This window comes from Kribbella sp. NPDC054772 (assembly GCF_053611945.1).
Map to the genome: position 1 here is coordinate 27,054 of NZ_JBSHBJ010000033.1, position 18,789 is coordinate 45,842.

Annotated in this window: 16 protein-coding genes; 4 read left to right on the forward strand and 12 right to left on the reverse strand. The window is 69.5% G+C overall.

What is annotated here, in order from left to right; all coding sequences use genetic code 11:
- The first annotated feature begins 22 nt into the window (after positions 1-22).
- Positions 23-1,204: a quinolinate synthase NadA gene (gene nadA / locus ACWGID_RS34055; protein ID WP_452203445.1), complete on the forward strand. Its 1,182-nt coding sequence runs from the start codon at positions 23-25 to the stop codon at positions 1,202-1,204.
- Positions 1,205-1,455: 251 nt separating this feature from the next.
- Here the strand turns inward: nadA and ACWGID_RS34060 are convergent, their stop codons facing one another.
- The 6 genes from ACWGID_RS34060 to ACWGID_RS34085 all read right to left on the reverse strand — a co-directional run bounded on the left by ACWGID_RS34060 (position 1,456) and on the right by ACWGID_RS34085 (position 7,075).
- Positions 1,456-2,532 (reverse strand): type IV toxin-antitoxin system AbiEi family antitoxin domain-containing protein, encoded by a 1,077-nt coding sequence (locus ACWGID_RS34060; RefSeq protein WP_452203446.1) that lies wholly within the window; start codon positions 2,530-2,532, stop codon positions 1,456-1,458.
- A gap of 495 nt (positions 2,533-3,027) precedes the next feature.
- The gene (locus ACWGID_RS34065) at positions 3,028-4,218 is read right to left on the reverse strand and encodes a glycosyltransferase family 4 protein (RefSeq protein ID WP_452203447.1); all 1,191 of its coding nucleotides are present in this window, start codon (positions 4,216-4,218) and stop codon (positions 3,028-3,030) included.
- The gene (locus tag ACWGID_RS34070) at positions 4,218-4,634 is read right to left on the reverse strand and encodes an adenylyltransferase/cytidyltransferase family protein (RefSeq protein WP_452203448.1); all 417 of its coding nucleotides are present in this window, start codon (positions 4,632-4,634) and stop codon (positions 4,218-4,220) included. The genes ACWGID_RS34065 and ACWGID_RS34070 overlap by 1 nt, the downstream gene beginning before the upstream one ends.
- Entirely contained in the window at positions 4,634-5,359 is a 726-nt protein-coding gene (locus ACWGID_RS34075; RefSeq protein ID WP_452203449.1) for a CDP-alcohol phosphatidyltransferase family protein, read from the reverse strand. The genes ACWGID_RS34070 and ACWGID_RS34075 overlap by 1 nt, the downstream gene beginning before the upstream one ends.
- Complete coding sequence (locus ACWGID_RS34080; protein ID WP_452203450.1) at positions 5,356-5,796, reverse strand: adenylyltransferase/cytidyltransferase family protein; 441 nt, start codon at positions 5,794-5,796, stop codon at positions 5,356-5,358. Before ACWGID_RS34080 ends, ACWGID_RS34075 begins: the two co-directional genes overlap by 4 nt.
- A gap of 55 nt (positions 5,797-5,851) precedes the next feature.
- Positions 5,852-7,075: a glycosyltransferase gene (locus ACWGID_RS34085; protein WP_452203451.1), complete on the reverse strand. Its 1,224-nt coding sequence runs from the start codon at positions 7,073-7,075 to the stop codon at positions 5,852-5,854.
- Between the two features lie 60 nt (positions 7,076-7,135).
- Here ACWGID_RS34085 and ACWGID_RS34090 point away from each other — a divergent pair, with 60 nt between their 5' ends.
- Positions 7,136-8,860 (forward strand): right-handed parallel beta-helix repeat-containing protein, encoded by a 1,725-nt coding sequence (locus ACWGID_RS34090; protein ID WP_452203452.1) that lies wholly within the window; start codon positions 7,136-7,138, stop codon positions 8,858-8,860.
- 147 nt (positions 8,861-9,007) lie between these two features.
- Positions 9,008-10,540 (forward strand): right-handed parallel beta-helix repeat-containing protein, encoded by a 1,533-nt coding sequence (locus ACWGID_RS34095; protein WP_452203453.1) that lies wholly within the window; start codon positions 9,008-9,010, stop codon positions 10,538-10,540.
- On the opposite strand, the gene ACWGID_RS34100 is transcribed toward ACWGID_RS34095, so the two are convergent.
- From ACWGID_RS34100 to ACWGID_RS34125, 6 genes are all read right to left on the reverse strand, one after another.
- Positions 10,515-11,897, reverse strand: a complete 1,383-nt coding sequence (locus ACWGID_RS34100; RefSeq protein WP_452203454.1) for a mannitol dehydrogenase family protein — start codon at positions 11,895-11,897, stop codon at positions 10,515-10,517. The genes ACWGID_RS34095 and ACWGID_RS34100 overlap by 26 nt on opposite strands.
- A 13-nt stretch (positions 11,898-11,910) precedes the next feature.
- Positions 11,911-12,741 carry an ABC transporter permease gene (locus ACWGID_RS34105; RefSeq protein WP_452203455.1) on the reverse strand — a complete coding sequence of 277 codons (831 nt, stop codon included), beginning with the start codon at positions 12,739-12,741 and terminating at the stop codon, positions 11,911-11,913.
- A complete protein-coding gene (locus ACWGID_RS34110; protein ID WP_452203456.1) occupies positions 12,738-13,616 on the reverse strand; it encodes an ABC transporter permease in 879 nt (292 codons plus the stop codon). Before ACWGID_RS34110 ends, ACWGID_RS34105 begins: the two co-directional genes overlap by 4 nt.
- Positions 13,613-14,668, reverse strand: coding sequence for an ABC transporter ATP-binding protein (locus ACWGID_RS34115; protein WP_452203457.1), 1,056 nt, complete (start codon positions 14,666-14,668; stop codon positions 13,613-13,615). The genes ACWGID_RS34110 and ACWGID_RS34115 overlap by 4 nt, the downstream gene beginning before the upstream one ends.
- Positions 14,665-15,873, reverse strand: coding sequence for an ABC transporter substrate-binding protein (locus ACWGID_RS34120; RefSeq protein ID WP_452203458.1), 1,209 nt, complete (start codon positions 15,871-15,873; stop codon positions 14,665-14,667). Before ACWGID_RS34120 ends, ACWGID_RS34115 begins: the two co-directional genes overlap by 4 nt.
- An 83-nt stretch (positions 15,874-15,956) precedes the next feature.
- On the reverse strand, positions 15,957-16,955 hold the full coding sequence (locus ACWGID_RS34125) for a LacI family DNA-binding transcriptional regulator (RefSeq protein ID WP_452203459.1): 999 nt from the start codon (positions 16,953-16,955) through the stop codon (positions 15,957-15,959).
- 160 nt (positions 16,956-17,115) lie between these two features.
- On the opposite strand from ACWGID_RS34125, the gene uxaC reads away from it, so the two are divergent.
- On the forward strand, positions 17,116-18,519 hold the full coding sequence (gene uxaC / locus ACWGID_RS34130) for a glucuronate isomerase (RefSeq protein WP_452203460.1): 1,404 nt from the start codon (positions 17,116-17,118) through the stop codon (positions 18,517-18,519).
- Positions 18,520-18,789 lie beyond the last annotated feature (270 nt).

Below are 18,789 nucleotides of genomic sequence, written 5' to 3' on the forward strand. Positions count from 1 at the left end.
CGGGCGTGGCACGATATCTGACGTGACGACGATCGCAGACGGCTCGAAGTCCCTTCCGTTGCTCTTCCTCGGGCAGAACACCGACCCGCACTCCGAGCGCGGCGTCGAGTGCCCGGGCGCCCTCCCGCCGGCCTCCGACCCGGACCTGGTCGAGCGGGCGCTGAAGGCGAAGCAGACGCTGGGCGATCAGGTGTTCGTGCTCGGGCACCACTACCAGCGCGACGAGGTGATCCAGTTCGCGGACGTCACCGGTGACTCGTTCAAACTCGCCCGCGACGCGGCCAACCGGCCCGACGCGCCGTACATCGTCTTCTGCGGTGTGCACTTCATGGCCGAGTCCGCCGACATCCTCACCAACGACGGCCAGACCGTGATCCTGCCGGACCTCGCCGCCGGGTGCTCGATGGCCGACATGGCCCGCATCCAGCAGGTCGAGGCCGCCTGGGACGCGCTCGCCGACGCCGGCGTCGCGGACGTCACGGTGCCGGTCACCTACATGAACTCGAGCGCGGACATCAAGGCGTTCTGCGGCCGCAACGGCGGCGTCGTGTGTACGTCGAGCAACGCCGAGACCGCGCTCGGTTGGGCGTTCGAACAGGGCGAGAAGGTGCTCTTCCTCCCCGACCAGCACCTCGGGCGGAACACCGCCGTACTGCAGATGGGTCTGTCACTCGAGGACTGCGTGGTGTACGACCCGCACAAGCCGGACGGTGGACTGACCCGCGAACAGCTCGCCGCGGCCAAGATGATCCTGTGGCGCGGCCACTGCTCGGTCCACGGCCGCTTCACCGCCGAATCCGTCGACGACGTCCGCGCGCGGGTCCCCGGGGTCAACGTCATCGTGCACCCCGAGTGCCGCCACGAGGTCGTCACGAAGGCAGATCTGGTGGGCTCGACGGAATACATCATCCAGACCCTCGAAACCGCCGAACCCGGCACGTCGTGGGCCGTCGGCACCGAACTCAACCTCGTCCAGCGCCTCGCGAAGCAGCACACCGACAAGAACATCGTCTTCCTCGACAAAACGGTCTGCTACTGCGCCACGATGAACCGCATCGACCTCCCCCACTTCGTCTGGACCCTCGAAAACCTGGTAGCCGGCCACGTCGTCAACCCCATCCACGTAGACGCCGACACCGAGAAGCACGCCAAGCTGGCCCTGGACCGCATGCTCGCCCTCCCCGGCAAAACCACCCGCGACTAACCCCTCCCCGCACCCGCACCCGCACCCGCCCTCGCCCCGCCCCGCGCCTCGGCCACCTTTCCCACCCGCGCCTCCGCCCCCGCCCCAGGTCCGCGCCTCATTCACCTCCCCGCCTCGTCTCCCGCCTCCGCCCCTCCTCCCGCCTCTCCCGCGAGGGGTTAACCCTTCGCGTCGGGGGTTCTTCGTCCGTATACCGACAGATAAGCCCCCACACCAGCGGATAACCCCTCGAAGGCAGCCCGGTCAGGCGGTCAGGCGGTGCGGCGGGATCGGGCGAAGGTGTTGTGCAGGGTTTCTGCTAGGTGGTCGGGGTCGTCGAGGTGCGACCAGCCGGCTCGGACCACGGTCAGGCCGAGGGCGCGGAGCCTGTCCTCGCGGCGCTTCTCGTGGATGAGTACGTCGGGCGAGCCTTCGGCGTACTTCAGCAAACCGTCGAACTCGAGCACGACGCCGTACCCCGGGAAGTGGAAGTCCACGCGCCCGATCAGACCGGCCCGATCGCGGAACTCGGCCTGCAACACCGGCGCGGGAAACCCGTACTCGTGCAGCCACACACGCATCCGCGACTCGCCGACGGATTCCGAGCGCCCATCACCGAAGCGCAAAGCCGCTCGCGCCACCGCACTCCCGGGCCAGAACTCGGTCGGCTCGAGCAGACGCTGCATCTCCGCCGTACCAAGACCACCCGCTCGGAGTACCGCGTCAACTCCAACGACAGCCACCTCGAAGGATGTCGTACACGCGGTCTCGAAGGCCGCCCTGCTCGCCGTGGTCGTCAACCGTCCCTCGATCACGGTCAGGTCTTGCGGAGTCAACGCGCCAAGATGATGCTGTACGCCGGCGACGACGCCGCCCGACCGCCCGTGCACCCGGCTCACATGTACCCGGCTGAGATCCAGCCCCCAGATCGGCAGGCCGTGCAACGTCAACGCCGACTGGTGGCTCACGGCCACCGAACCTGATCGCAGCGAGTTCATCGCAGCGTGGACCTTCCGGCGGTGCAGCAACCTGGCTCGGGCCCAGACTTCCAGTGCGCGGAGGTCGGTCTTCTCGACGTACTGCCCGCGCCGGATCCGCTCCCACCGACCGTCCCGGAGGAGCGCAACGATCTGGTCAGGCGTAAAGCCGCTCGCCATCGCCTGGCGGCGGCTGAACACACCACCTTGAGCTTCCGCAATCAGTCCGAGTCGTCCATGCACTCCCCAACCCTCCCTCACCCACGCCCGCTTCGCCCCACCCAATCCCCGCCCCTGTGGACAACCCCGCGAGGGGTTATCCCTTCGTGTCGGGGGTTCTGTCCTGGTGTACCAACGAAGAACCCCCAACACCCACGGATAACCCTTCGCGTGGGGTCAGACATCGGCGCGGCTGAGCCGGTGCAGCGGGTGGGCCGGCGGGACGGCAGGCGCGGCGGGACGGCAGGCGCGGCGGCCGCACCGGGGACAGCGGGGGGCCGACGGGCGGCAACAGTAGGCGGGAGCGGCAGATCGCGCGAGGGCCGGTAGTACGGCGGCCGGCAGGAGGCGGGTGCGGCGGCGCGCAGCGGACACGGTACTTCCTCACCCTCGCGAGGGGTTAACCCGTCGCGTCAGGGGTTCTCTGCTCCCACACCAACGCAGAACCCCCAACACCCACGGATAACCCCTCGTCGGTCAGGCAAGACCGGTTGGCGCCGGCGCAGCAGGTGGGGCCAACGGGACGGCAGGCGCCACGGGCGCCACGGGCGGTGCGGTGCGGTGCGGCGGGCGATGCGGTGCGGCGGGCTGTGGGCGGGCGGCTACGGGTAAGGCGGGGCGGTGGGGCCGCGGGGCGCGGGCGTCGGGTTAGGGGTGGGGGACTCGGGCTGGGGTGTACCAGGTGGTTAGGAGGTCGGGGAGGCGGTCGGGGCCCCAGCGGTCTACGGGGGTGATTCGGGTGTGGAGGGAGGCGAGGCCGCGGGCCAGGTCGCCGACTACGTCGCCCTTCCACGGGACCGTGACGCCCTCGTCGGGGCCGACGATGACCGCAGGCCCGCCGCGGTCGACGCAGACGACCGGGCAGCCGGAGGCCAGTGCCTCGGTGACGGCCCAGCCGGCTGCCTCGCGGAAGGCGGGGGCCAGTAGCGCGTCGGCGCGGAACATCGCGGCGAGTACTTCCTCCCGCGGCAAAGCACCCATGAACTCGACCCGATCCCGGACCCCCAGCTCCCACGCCAGTCGCTCGGCGCGGCCCCAGTCCGGTCCGTCGCCGATGATCCGGAGCTCCCAGTTCGCGGCCTCCGGGCGGGCCAGTGCGCTGATCGCCAGCAGCACGCCCTTCCACGGGATCAACCGGCCGACGAACAGCGCGGTCTTGATGCCCGGAGCACCGAACGGCTCGTACGGACCGGACGCGGTGAAGCGCCGGATCGCGACGTTCGGCTGGACGACGATCTCTCGGGCGTACGGGCGGAACGCGTCGGCGACGTCGTTGTTCTGCGCAACCATGAGGTCCGCGGTCCGGGCCATCCGGCGTCCGGTCACGCGGCGCCGCAGTCCGGTGTACGCGCGGCGTGCCAACTCCCCCATGACGCCCTGCGGACCGAGCCAATGGGCCATCGCCAGCGGCGCGTCGGTGGACCCGCCGACCGGACCCCAGATCACCTTCGCCGAGGACTCCTCGACCACCCCGGCGCCCATCCAGTCCACCGCGAACGTCAGATGGTGGATCACGTCGAAGTTGTGCTCCGCATGCAACCGCCGTGCCGTCCGCTGGGCCAGCCCCTGCCACAACGGGTAGTACCAGTACACGTCCGACGGTCGCCGCCGCAGCCGCAGGATCCAGCGCGGCATCTCCAGCGGTACGACGGTCAGCCCGGGCACCGGCCGGACCGCGAGTTCCTCGTGGATCTCGTGCACGAACTTGCCGCGGGTCAGCAACCAGACGTCGTGATCGCGCGCCGCGGCCTTCGCCCACGCCCATCCGGCGCCGGGCTCCGACCCGCCGGTCGGCCGGCAGGCGTAGGCGCTGAGCAGTACCTTCGGCCGGCCAGGCATCAGTTCATCCCCTCCAGAAGCCTGCGCAGATCGGTGCTCGAGGTGGAGGCGGTGTACGGGAAGTAGTGCACCTGTGCGCCGACTTCACCCAACAGCCTCTCCAGTCTGGTCCCCTTCTCGGTTCCCTTCCAGTCGTCGCCCTTGAAAAGAACGTCGTACCGGAGCTGTTGCCACATCTCGAACTTGTCGCTGGACCAGTCGCTGACCACCTCGTCGACGAGGTCGAGCGCCCGGATCACGTCCATCCGCTCCTGGTGCGGCACCACGGGCGGGCGGCCCTTGATCCGGGCCACCACGTCGTCCTCGACGACGCCGGCGATCAGGTGGTCGCAGTGCTCGCGGGCGCGGCGCAGGATGTTCAGGTGCCCGATGTGGAACATGTCGTACACCCCGGGCGCGTACCCGACGACCGCCATCAGGCCCGCACCCCCAGCGTCGCCATCTCGCGGTACCACTTCGCGACCGCGGCGGCGAGGAACAGCAGGTTCAGCGCGAGCAGGACGCCGTACAGCGCGACGAACACCGACGGGACGCCGAAGGTCAGGAACACCAGGCAGAGTACGCCGTAGTCGGTCGGTGCGATCAGCAACGACTTGACCACGGAATCGCCACGCTCGTTGGGCTGCGCGGCCGCACCGTGCCGCCGGCGCAGCTGGTCGATCAGAATCAGCCCGAAGAACAGCACCGACGACATGCACACGTACGCGAGCGGTACGAGCAGCACCAGGTCGTTGTCAAAGGCATCGAACCGGTAGAACGAGATCAGAACGGCGCTATGCAGCAGCACGATCTTCACCGCGTCGATCATGTGGTCGAGCCACTCGCCGAGCGGTGAGCCGCCGCCCCGCAACCGGGCCAGCTGCCCGTCTGCCGAGTCCAGCCCGTACCCGAGCACGAGCAGCACGGTCACCGCCAGCGCGAGCCCGAACGACGGCCGGAACGTTGCCACCAGCACGATCCCGATCAGCGAGCAGAAGCCGCTGGCCAGGCTCACCTGGTTCGGCGTCCGGCCGCCGAGGAACGCGGCCGCCGCGAACACCCGCCCGATCCGCCGGTTCACGAACCGCGAGTACGCCGGCGTACCGGCGGACGGCTTCTGCGCCTGGGAGAGCTGCGCGACCGTCTCCCGCAGCGTCGTCATGCGACCGACCGGCGCGACTGCCGCTGATCGATCGCGGCGCGCAGGATCGGACTCGTGGACTCGCGCCCCGCGGGCAGGACGGTGATCAGCTCGGCCGGGATCCCGTCGAGCTCGGTCACGCTCAGGACACCGTCCGCGGCGCTCGCGGCGAACACGGTCCGCACCCCGAGTACGCCGGTCAGCCACTCGGGCCGAACGTCGTCCACGGCAACGACCTCGTCGACGCAGCGCAGGTGCTCGATGATCTGTACGCGCTCGGGCAACGGCACGAACGGCCGCCCGCCCCACGCGTTCAGCGCCCAATCGTCGGACAACACGGCCACCACCAGCCGGTCACAGTGCCGACGGGCGCGCTCGAGCACGTCGACATGACCGACGTGGAACAGGTCGAAGACCCCCGCCACGCACCCGATCCGCGGCAAACTGCCATCCCCCACAGCGCACTCCTGGATTCCCTCCGACGGAACGCCGCCCCCTGCGTCCGCCGCGACTTTATACCTGCCGGGCACGGCCCGCCCAACGTCCCGCGCGCGGCCGGCCGCGGGTGGCGTGCCGGGCGATCGCATCGGTGTAGATCCTTTCGGTGGCCTGCACGTCACGCTCCGGGGTGAAGCGCTTCAGGTAGACCTGTCGGGCTCGTTCGCCGAAGGCTATCGAAGTCACGGGATCAGCCACCAACCCGATCGCCTTCCGCAATTCCTCCGGATCGCCAGGCGCGGTCAGCGCCCCGGTCTCGCCGTCGTCGACGAGCTCCGCGAGCGCCCCGAGCCTGGACGCGACCACCGGGACCCCGTGCGCGAAGGCCTCGACCACCACGAGTCCGAAGCTCTCATACGAACGGGCCGGTACGACGGCGACGCGCGCGGATCGCAGGACATCCATCCCGGCCGCCCACGGCAGTTGACCGAGCACCTGAACCGAGGCGTCCGTCCGGGCCCGCTCCTCGGCCGCCGCCCGCAGCGAGCCGTCGCCGACGACGACCAGCCGCCCGAGCGACGAGTCCCACGCCTGCAGCAGGTCGGCGAACCCCTTGTCCTCTTCCAACCGCCCGAGGAACACCACGCCGTCGCCCGCGCCACTGCGGGTCTCCCCCGAGTGCGGTACGGCGTGCGGCTTCACCACGAACCGCTCCGGGTCGAACCCCGCCGCGACGTACCGATCGCGCACGAACGCCGACGGTACGACGAACGTATCGACGTACCGCTCCCACGTATGAAGGGTGTTGTGTACGCCGATGCTCGTCGCCAGCGGCAGCGTCTGGACGCGCGACTCGCGGTAGCAACCGTGCCGCACAGCCGCGAGCGGGAGCTTGCCGATGCACGACTCGCACGGCCGCCCGTCGCGCTGCAAAACCGCGTTCGCACAGAGCAGCCGGAAGTTGTGCAGCGTCGCCACCACCGGCAGGTCCAGCCGGTACGCCGCCCGCAGCACCGAGGCACTGAACAGCGGGAACGTGTTGTGCACATGCACCACGTCGGGCCGTTGCGCCTGCAATAGCTGTGTTAAATCGCGTTCCGCCGAGAATGACCAAACGGAGCGGAACGGTAACAGCGCGCGATCTTTTCGGCTCAATCCAGCGATATCGTCACTGTTTCGCGCGTAAAGGTCGATCTCATGTCCTGAGTTACGCAACAAATCAATCGTTTGGGCGACAACGGTGTTCTCGCCGCTGGGTTGACCGGTCCGGTAACGGTTGTGCAGCATTGCGACCCGCATGGCACTACCTTAAGTCTCGCAATGGCTACACCTGGTCCTCCCCGCTCCCAGGAGAGTGCATTGAGGAAGTCGTGGTTCGCAGCGCTCGGCGCTGCGGGGCTGGCCGTCGTCGCGGTCGCCGTTCCGGTGGTCGCGAACGAGAACAAGGCGACGACCGCGGCCAAGGGACCGGACGCCGAACAGGCCGCGGCCCGCGCGCTGCCGTCGCACCGGCCCGGCAAGGCCCCGAGCGCGACGCCACCCGGCAAGTCCCAGCCGAAGACCACGGCGCCCTCGAACACCACCGCGACGCCGAAGAAGCCCGGCACCCCGGTCCACCCCACCAAGAAGCCGAGCACGCCGGCGACCCCGACCAAGCCGGTCGAGCCCGTCCTCCCGAAGCCGCCGTCGGTCAGCTCCGACGAGGCCGGTCCGGCCGTCGCGGGTTCGTGCAGCGGCGTGGTGATCAAGCCCGGCCAGGACGCGCAGTCGATCGTGAACTCCAAGCCGGCCGGTACGACGTTCTGTTTCGCAGCGGGACTGCACCGCGTCAGCAGCACGATCCGCCCGAAGGCCAACCAGGTGCTCGCGAGTGCGCAGCGCGCCGTACTCACCGGGTCGGTTCCGCTGACCGGGTGGACGGCGTCGGGGTCCCGTTGGGTACTGCGGGGCGCGCTGCCGGCGGCGTACGGCAAGAGTGGTGAGTGCGAGGACAACGCGGCGAACATCTGCTACCTGCGCGAGCAGCTCTTCCTCGACGACGCGCACCTGACCCGGGTCGCGAGCGCGTCCGCGGTAAAGGCCGGCACGTTCTACGCCGACTACGCGGCCGACACGATCTATCTCGGCAGCAACCCGACCGGGCACGACGTCGAGATGTCGAAGACGGCGACCGCGATCGAGTCCGGCGCGAGCGGTGTGGTCGTCCGCGGCCTGACCATCGAGCATTTCGCCAGCGCACCGCAGGCCGGCGCGCTGGTGTCCGGCCCGGGCTGGAAGGTGACCGCGAACGACGTCCGCTGGAACCACGCGGTCGGCGTGATGCTGGTGAACGCGAACAGCACGAAGGTGGACAAGAACCTGATCCACCACAACGGCCAGCTCGGCCTCGGGCAGTACAGCTCGGCCGCGGCGGCCGTCACCCGCAACGTGATCAGCTCGAACAACACCGACGGCTTCTGGATCGCCGACTGGGAGTCCGGCGGCATCAAGTCCACCCGTTCCTCGGGCACGGTCAGCGGCAACGTGATCAAGTCCAACAAGGGCATCGGGATGTGGGCCGACGTCGCGGACGACGGTCGCGTGATCACCGGCAACCAGATCGTCGGCAACGCCGCGGACGGCATCCGGTACGAGATCAGCCGGAACGGCACCATCGAGGGCAACACGGTCACCGGCAACGGCTTCGGCACCGGCCGCGGCTCCGGTACGTCGCTGTGGGACGGCGGCGGGATCAACGTGAACACGTCGTCCGGCGTCACGATCAAGGGCAACAAGGTGTCGGGCAACGTGAACGGCGTGACGATCCAGTCGCGGACCCGCGGCACCGGCCCGTGGGGCACGTACCTGCTGCGCGACGTGCAGGTCAGCGAGAACACCATCGAGATGACCAGCGGCACCCAGGCGACCGGCATGGTGCAGAACTCCGGCGCCGAGGTCCCGGCCGGCGAGGTCGTTTTCAGCGGCAACAAGTACGTCCTCGACGATCTCGGCACGCAGCGCTTCTCGCGCTTCGGCACCAAGCTGACGGCGGCCGGGTGGCGCTCGGCCGGTCTGGACGCGATCGGGACCCTCTTCTCGGACTGATCGGTCTCGCAAGCTCATCGCTTGCTCTTCGCAACATATTTGTGCGCTACGTATTGCCATGACTACGTGGCGTAGAGGTAACGTACGAAGCGAAGCCGCGCCATGGGGGGTGCGCCCAGGTCTACCTGTGCCACCGGAGGCTCCGCTATGAAGACTGCACTTCTGGTATTTGCAAGCTTGATTGCCTACAGCATCGTGCCGACGCACGCGGTCGCCGCACCGCCTGCCGACGGGACGCTCCGGACCGGTCCCGCGCTCGCGCCGGCGTGCAGCGGCGTCACCATCCGGACCACCGACAACGCCGCGGCGGTCGTCGCCAAGTGGCCCACCGGTACGACGTTCTGCTTCGCCTCCGGCCTGCACCGGATCAGCGAGACCATCCACCCGAAGTCCAACCAGGTGCTCGCCAGCGACAAGGGCGCCGTACTCACGGGGTCGGTCCGGCTGACCCGGTGGACCGCCTCGAACGGTGCGTGGACGACCACGGGCGCGCTGCCGCCGGCGTACGCGCAGACCGGGCAGTGTGAGGACAACAAGGCGAACATCTGTTATCTCCGGGAGCAGGTGTTCCGCGACGGCAAGCACCTGACGCGGGTCGCGTCCCGCGACAAGGTTGCCCCCGGCACCTTCTACGCCGACTACGCGGCGAACGCGATCTACCTCGGCGACTCTCCCGTCGGCCGCACGATCGAGATGTCCAGTACACCCACCGCGATCGAACCCGGCGGCACCGGCGTGACGGTGCGCGGGCTGACCGTGGAGCACTTCGCCACGCCGCCGCAGGCCGGCGCGGTCGTGCTCGGGCTGGGCTGGCACGTGGTCGCCAACGACATCCGCTGGAACCACGCGGTCGGCGCGATGCTGGTGAACGCGGACGGCGCGGTGCTGGAGCAGAACCGGATCCACGACAACGGCCAGCTCGGCGTCGGGCAGTACAGCACGCTGAACGGCTCGATCACGGCCAACGAGGTGAGCGGCAACAACACCGACGGGTTCTGGATCGCCGACTGGGAGTCCGGCGGTGTGAAGACGACCTGGTCGAGCGGCGGCCGGGTGAGCGGCAACCTGATCGAGGACAACGTGGGCATCGGGCTGTGGAGCGACGCGTACGACGACAACCGGACGTTCAGCGACAACCAGATCGTCGACAACGCGGCCGACGGGATCCGCTACGAGATCGGCCGCAACGGCCTGATCGCGAACAACACGGTCAGCGGCAACGGCTTCGGCACCGGCCGCGGCTCCGGTACGTCGCTGTGGGACGGCGGCGGGATCAACGTCAACACGTCCCGCGGCGTGCAGGTCCGCGACAACGTGGTGGCGAACAACGTGAACGGCATCGCGATCCAGTCCCGGACCCGCGGCTCGGGCCCGTGGGGAACCAACGTGCTCCGCGACATCGTTGTCTCCGGCAACCAGGTGACGATGCGCGGCGGGACCACCGCGACCGGTTTGGTGCAGAACTCCGGTGCGGTGATCCCGGCGGGCGAGGTCACGCTGAACAACAACGTCTACATCCTGGACAGCCTGACCGCCCAGCGGTTCCAGAAGGCCGGCAAGTGGTACACCGCGCAGCAGTGGCGGACGACCGGTCAGGACACCGCGAGCACGTTCACGCTCGGCAGGACGGTGCTCGACGACGTGACCGGCGTACTCACGATCCTGCCGTTAGTGCGCTGACGTGCTCGACCAGCAGCTCGCGGAACACGGCTGAGTCGCGCAGGTCCGGCGTGAACACGGAGTCCACCCCGAGCAGGGCATCGACCACCTTGGCGGGCTCCGAGACACCGGCGACCGCGGCCTTCAGCCGGTCCGCCTGCGGGTCGTCGAGGTCCGGCGTACGGAGGACGTAGACCATCCAGGCGGCGACCGCGAGGGAGATCATCCGCGGCTCGGCGCCGGCCGCCAGTCGGTCGCTGACCGTGCCGAGCATCCGGACCGGCAGCTTGACCGAGCCGTCCATCGCGACCTGCACGGTCTTGTGCTTGAGCGCCGGGTTCGCGAACCGCTCCAGCACGGTCGCGCCGTACGCCGCCAGGTCCAGCCCGTCGGGCGGCGTCAGGGTCGGTACGACGTCGTCGGTCATCAACCGCCGCGCGAGCCCACCGAGCTCCTCGTCCCGGACTGTTTCGGCGATCGTCTCGTAGCCACGCAGTGCCCCGAGGTACGCGAGCATCGAGTGGGTCGCGTTGAGCATCCGCAGTTTGGCCTGCTCCCACGGCGCGACGTCCGCGGTGAGGACCGCACCGCCGCGCTCCCAGGCCGGCCGGTCGCCGGCGAAGTCGTTCTCGATCACCCACTGGAGGAACGGCTCGGCGACCACCACGGCCTCGTCGCGGACGCCGAGCAGGCGGGCGGCCTCCTCGCGGTCCGCCTCGGTCGTGGCGGGCACGATCCGGTCCACCATGCTGGCCGGGAACCGGGTCGCCTCGAAGACCTCCGGCACCTTGCCGAGGGCGTCGAAGTAGTCGGTCACCAGCTTGCGCAGGAACGGTCCGTTGGCGACCAGGTTGTCGCAGGACACGATCGTCAGCGGCTCGTCGCGGCGCGCGATCGCGGCGGCCAGCTGGCCGACCACGGTCCGCGGCGGGCGACCGGTCAGGTCGGCCTGGATCTCCGGGTCGTCCAGGTTCAGCCCGGTCCCGGTCGCGCGGTAGCCCTTCTCGGTGACGGTCAGTGTCACGACCGACACCGCCGGGTCCGCGATCCGGGCGACCACCGCCTCCGGGTCCTCGGGAACGGTCAGCACCTCGCGGACGCTGCCGATCACCTGGACCGTCGGCGCGCCGAGCCCGCGCTCGAGGACGGAGTACAGACCGTCCTGCGGGGCGAGCTGGTCGCGGACCGTGGTGGAGCGCTGGCTCACCCCGGTGATCCCCCAGCGGGTGTCGCCGGTTTCGACCGCCGCCCGCTCGGTGACGACGGCCTGGTGGGCGCGGTGGAAGGCACCGATCCCGAGATGCACGATGCCGACCGACACCGCGCGCGGGTCCACCGCCGGTGCGACGGGGAGATTGGTGAGACTCAGCCTGCTCAAACCAGAACACCTCTCATTCGGATGGTTCTTCCTTCACACGGGCGACCAGTTGCGTCGGGTTGACGAACCGCAGCGCCACCACCAGCAGTACCAGCATCATCGCCGTGTACATGATCGCCATCGCGTCCACGGACTGCTGCGCCCGGATTCCGGCCGCGGACATCGAGTAGTAGAGCGCGACGACGAGCGTCTGGGAATCCGGACCGGCGGTCAGGAACGTCAGCTCGAACATGCCGACGGTCCGGACCAGCACCAGGATCCCCGACGCCAGCAGCCCGGGGACGAGCAGCGGCGCGAGGATCTTCAGGAACACCGCGCGGGTGCCGGCCCCGAGCATCCGGGCCGCGTCCTCGACCCGCGGGTCGACCTGCTCGATGAACGGCGTCATCGTCAGGATCACGAACGGCACCGACGGCACCAGGTTCGCCAGCACGACGCCGGACAGGTGCCCCGCGAAGCCGAACTTGTACAGCACGGTCGCGAGCGGGATGCCGTACGTGATCGGCGGCATCAGGATCGGCAGCAGGAACGTCAGGTACACCAGCCGCTTGCCCGGGAAGTTCTTCCGCGCCAGCACGTACGCCGCGGGCGCGCCGACGAGGACCGACAGGACGACGACCAGCGCCGATACGAGCAGCGTCACGAGGATGACGTGGAGCAGCGTGAACTCGTGCCACGCGTCGCCGTACCACTTGGTGGTGAAGCCGCTCGGGAGCCAGGTGTCGAACCACTGCGTGCCGAACGAGCTGACCAGCACCGAGAACACGACGCCGGCCAGGTTGACGAAGAAGAACACCACGACGGCCCAGATGACCCACCCCAACGGGGTTGTCCGCAGTCTCATCCCTTGCCTCCCGTCGAACCGGTGTAGAGCCGGGACCGCCAGATCAACACGATCGCCACCACGATCAGCTCGACCGCACCCATCACCATCGCGATCGCGGACGCATACGAGTAGTCGTACTGCTCGTACGCCGCCTGGTACGCCGCCAGCGAGATCACTCGCGTGGATCCGGCCGGATTACCGACCAGAACCGCGGACGGAAACACCGAGAACGCGAGCACGAAGGTGAGCAGGAACGTCGTCGCCAGCCCGGGCGCGAGCAACGGCAGCGTGATCCGCCGGAACCGCTGCGCCCGCGACGCACCAAGCGTGGCCGCAGCCCGCTCCAGCGTCGGGTCGATGCCGCTCAAGTACGACAGCACCAGCAAGAACGCGAACGGGAACCCGGTGATCACGAGCGAGAAGAACACGCCCCAGTAGTTGTTGGTCAACCGGATCGGGTCGTCGACCAGATGCAGCGCACGCAGGAAGCGGTTGAACCACCCGGTCGGGCCGAGGTAGTTCAGAAGGCCCTGCGCGGTGAGCACGGTCCCGAGCGTGATCGGGACGACGAGGATCGTGGTCAGCAGCCGCTTGCCGCGGAACCGGCCGCGCAGGCGGAAGGCAATCGGTACGGCGGCCAGCACGTTCAGCAACGCCGCGGGCAGGGCGATCTTCAGCGTGGTCATGATCGTGTCGCGCTGGTACGCGTCGCCGAAGAACTTGGTGTAGTTGGCCAGCACGCCGCCGCCCTTCATCGGCTGGAACGACAGGCTGAGCCCGTAGAGGAACGGATAGACGAACAGCAGCAGGACGAAGATCGTGGCCGGGAGCAACAACCACAACCGCCGGTCCACGCCGCGCTCGGCGAGCCGGTGCTGCCAGGTCGCGCTCATGACGGGTACACCAGGAGCCGTCCGGGCGTGACCGACAGGGCCACCTGCTCCCCCGGCTCGACCCGCTGCTCGGTCCGCAGGTGGATCCGGATCTCGCCGTCCAGCACGACCTCGACCGCGCGCTCGCGGCCTTGGTACTCGACGACCTCGACGAGACCCTTCATGCCCTGGTCCCCGAGTTTCACGTCCTCGGGACGCACGGCCGCGATCACGTCGTCCCCCGGCGCGACGGCACCTTGCGCCGCGCCGCGGATCGCCGTACCGCCGAGGTCGACGGTCACCTGGTCGCCGTTCATCGCGGACGCCTTCAGGGGCAGCAGGTTGCGATAGCCCATGAAGTCGGCGACGTGCCAGGTCGACGGCCTGGTGTGCACCTCCTCCGGCGTACCGATCTGCTGGACCTTGCCTTGCCGCATGACGACCAGGCGGTCGGCCATGCTGAGCGCCTCTTCCTGGTCGTGCGTCACGTACACGGTCGTGAGCCCGAGCGACTGGTGCAGCCGGCGGATCTCGGTGCGCATTTCCAGGCGGAGCTTGGCGTCCAGGTTGCTGAGCGGCTCGTCCATCAGCACCAGCGAAGGCTCGAGCACGGTCGCGCGGGCGATCGCCACGCGTTGCTGCTGACCACCGGACAACTGGCCGGGCAGCTTGCTCGCGTGTTCGGCCAGCTGCACCATCTCGATCGCCTCGCCGATCCGCCGCCGTACGTCGGCCTTCGGGAGGTTGCGCATCCGCAGCCCGAAGGCGATGTTGTCGCGGACGGTCAGGTGCGGGAAGAGCGCGTAGTTCTGGAACACCATCCCGAAGCCGCGCTTCTCCGGCGGCAACGTGTCGATCTGCTGGTCGTCCAGCCAGATCGACCCCGCGGTGAGCGGCAGCAGGCCGGCGAGACAGTTCAGTGCGGTCGACTTGCCGCAGCCCGACGGGCCGAGCAGGGCGATGAACTCGCCCCGCTCGATCGTCAGGTCGAGCCCCGACAACGCCGCCGGCGCGTCCGCCGTACCGAACCGGCGGGTGACACCGTCGAGCCGGAGCTGGTCGAACCCGCTCACTGGCCCTTCACCTTGCTGCCGCCGACCTCGCGGTCCCACTTGTCGAAGGCTGCCACCAGCGCCTTCGCGTCCAGCGGTACCTCGGTCGGGTTGTCGGCGATCAGCTTGTCGTACTCCGGCCGGCCGAACTCCTTGATCGCGTCCTGGCTCTCCTGCGGTGCCTGCGACAGCTCGACGCCCTTGATCGCCGGGCCCGGGTAGAAGTAGCCCTTGTCGTAAGCCTTCGCCTGCTGCTCGGGCGTCAGCATGAACTGCAGCAGCTGCAGGATCGCCGCCTGCTTGTCGGTCGACACACCCTTCGGTACGACGGCGTAGTGCGCGTCGGTGACCCAGTGGAACCCGGTCATCGGCGTGATCGCGGCCTCCTTCGGGACCGTGCCGAGGACGCGCGGGTTGATGTCCCAGCCCGTCGTACTCGCGATGATGTTGGCCGAGCCGTTGGCCAGCGCCTTCATCGTGTCGGAGGTGCCGGACGGGTAGAAGTCGACGTACTGGTTGAGTTCCTTGAGATAGGCCCAGGTCTTGTCCCAGCCGTTCACCGGGTCCTTCGGGTCCTTGTCGCCGAGGATGTACGGCAGCCCCATCAGGAACGTCCGGCCGGGACCGGAGTTCGCGGGCCGGGCGTACATGACCTTGCCCTTGTTGGCCTTCGCGTACGCCAACAGGTCCTCGGCCGACTTCGGCGGGGTCGGGACCTTGGACGGCATGTACTCGAGCAACGGGCCGGACGGGTAGTAGGTGACCGTCACGCCCTCCTTACCGGCCAGCTCCTGCATCTTCGCCGCGGGCGGCAGGTAGTCCTTCATGCCGGGCAGCCGCTCGGAGTACTTCGTCAGCAGGTCGGTCCACAGGCCCTGTTCACGACCGGCCGCGAGTCCGTCGGTGCCGGTGAGAACGAGATCGATGTCGACCCGGTTCGCGTCCTGCTGGGCCTTGATCTTGCCGGCCAGCTCGGGTGCCGGTCCCTTCGAGTAGGTGACCTTCGAGATCACGTCCTGGTGCTGCTGGACGAAGGCGTCGATCATCCCCTGCGTCAGCTGCAGGTTCCCGGCCACGTCGAGGATGTTCAGCGTCACCGCCTTGGCCGGCTTGTCGGGTACGTCGCCACCGCTGTCGGTGGCGGGTTTGTTCGGCGTCGGAGCGCCGCACGCGACCAGCAGGGCACCGAGGCCCAGCGTCGCGATCATCTTCCGCTGCAAGTGCATCGGGTGTCTCTCCTTGGATCAAGGCGGGCCCGGCACTGCGTTGAAGCTGGCCGGGTTGATCACCGGTGGAGTGTTCAGTTCTCTTAGTTGCGTGGTGCAGGTCCGGTCGATTCCCGGACGATCAGTTCCCCGTGGAGTTCCCCCTGCGTAAGAACCGCACTGTCAGCGCTGTCGGGCTCGTCGAGCATCGCCAGCAGCAGCTCGACCGCGATCCGGCCGGCTTCCTGCTTCGGCAGCCGGACCGTGGTCAGCGCCGGCCGCGCCATCCGCGACATCGCGATGTCGTCGACCCCGACCACGCTCAGGTCGCCGGGCACCGAGATGCCGCGCCCGTGCAGCCGGGCCAGCAGCCCGATCGCGACCAGGTCGTTGTAGGACACCACCGCGGTCGCACCGGTCGCGATGACCTGATCCGCGGCGGCCATTCCACCCTCGTACGTCGGCGCGAAGTTGCCGACCGGTGCGAGCTCGGCACGCAGTTCCTCGACGGCGTTCCGCAGCCCGAGGCCGCGGTGCTGGGTCGACCAGGAGGTGGCCGGTCCGCCGACCCAGGCGATCCGACGGTGGCCGAGGGCAACCAGATGGGCCACGGCCTGCCGCATGCCGTCCTCGTTGTCGTAGGTGACCCCGGGGATCCCGGCAGCGGCGCGGTTGACCAGGACGACCGTGGTGTCCTGCGCGATCGCGGTCAGCTCCTCGTCGCTGGCGCGCGGCGAGCAGAGCACGACACCGTCGACCTGCTTGGACAGCGCCCGGACCAGTCCGGCCTCGGCCGCCGGGTCCTCGTCGGTGTCCGCGACGAACACCGCGACGTCGTGCCGGCGGGCACGGGCCTGCACGCCTTTGGTCAGGCTCGCGAAGAACGGGTTGGCGAGATCGGGGACGACCAGTCCGATGGTGCCGGTCCGGCCGGTGATCAGGCCGCGGGCGGCGCGGTTCGGTTCGTACCCGAGTTGCTCGACCGCGGCGGCCACCCGGGCGCGGGTCGCCGCGTTCACCATGCCGGGCAGGGACAACGCCCGCGACACCGTGGACGGCGATACGCCGGCCAGCCGTGCCACGTCCCGGATCGTCGCCGCCACAGTCATCTCCTTGAGAGGGCCTCTCCTCGAGAGGGTCGCGACGAGTCTGCAATCGGTTGCAGTTTGTGTCAAGCGGTCGCCCCGTGGACGGTCCCTTGTGCTGACAAGCGCGGACTGCAATCCTTTGCAGCGTCGTTTCAGCCCATCCATCGGAGGATTCATGCCGAAGGCCCTGCAGCCTCATCCGGACCGCGCCCTGCCGGCCGGCGCAGCACGTGACGTCGCGCGCCGGATCCATGCCTCGACGAAGGACCTGCCGCTGCTCTGCCTGCACGGTCACGTCGACATCGGGCTGTTCGCGACCGACGCCCCGTTCGGCGACCCGGCCGAGCTGCTGGTCGTTCCGGACCACTACGTGACCCGGATGCTGGTCTCCCAGGGCGTCTCCCCCGACAAGCTCGGCCTCCCCCGCCGCGACGGCAAGCAGACCGCCGAACCGCGGGAGATCTGGCGCGAGTTCTGCGCGAACTGGCACCTGTTCCTCGGCACCCCGAGCCGGTACTGGCTGGAGCACGAGTTCGCCGAGGTGCTCGGACTCACCGTGCACCCGTCGGCCGAGACCGCCGACGAGCTGTACGACCAGATCTCGGCCCGGATCGCGGAGCCGGAGTTCCGGCCGCGGGCGCTGCTCGACCGCTTCAACATCGAGCTGATCTCGACGACCGACGCGGCCACCGACGACCTCGCCCAGCACGCGAAGCTCGCGGCGGACCTGCCCGGCCGGGTCGTCCCGACCTTCCGGCCGGACGCGATCGCGCACGTCGACCGCGACGGCTGGCCCGCACTGATCACCCAGCTCGGCGCGCTCGCCGACGTCGACACCTCGACGTACGACGGCTATCTCGAAGCACTCCGGCAGCGCAGGCAGGCCTTCGTCGCGGCAGGCGCCCGCGCCACCGACCACGGTCACCTCAGCGCCGCCGCCGTACCGCTGTCGGACGCGGAGGCGGCGCGCATCTACGCCGGTGCGTTGAAGGGTGACGTGACCGCCGGGGACGCGGAGGCGTTCGCGGGTCACATGCTCTACCAGTCTGCGGTGATGTCGGCCGAGGACGGGCTCGTGATGCAGCTGCACCCGGGCGTCCTGCGCGACCACGATCCGGCGATCTTCGCGACGTACGGTCCGGACCAGGGGCACGACATCCCGGTCGCGACCGAGTTCACCCGGTCGCTGCGGCCGCTGCTCGAGCGGTTCGGTCATGCGGACGGGTTCCGCCTGGTGCTGTTCACCGTCGACGAGACCGTGTACTCGCGGGAGCTCGCGCCGCTGGCCGGTGTGTACCCGGCGGTGCGGCTCGGTGCGCCGTGGTGGTTCCTCGACAGCCCGGACGGCATGCGCCGCTTCCGTGAGCTCGTCACCGAGACGGCGGGCTTCTACAACATGTCGGGCTTCGTCGACGACACCCGTGCGTACCTGTCGATCCCGGCCCGGCACGACCTGGCCCGCCGCATCGACGCGGGGTACCTGGCGAACCTCGTCGTACAGCACCGGCTGGACGAGGACGACGCGGTGCAGGTCGCCAAGGCGCTCGCGTACGACCTCGCGCGGGACACGTACCTCTGAACCGGTACCCTCGCGCAGATGAGGCGTGAGGCTCTCGCGACGATCGGTGTCGCGCTGCTACTGATTTCGGGATGCTCGGACACGAGCGGTTCGCCCGAACCGTCGAAACCGGCCGCGACAACCACGGTGACCGTCCCCACCGCTCCACCGGCCGCGGCCGTGGGGGGGGGGGGGGGGGCCCCCCCCCCCCCCGCGCCGCCGCGCGGGGCGCGCGCGCGCCCCGCGGGGGCCGCGGGGCGGCCCCGGGGGGGGGGGGGCGCGCGCCCCGCC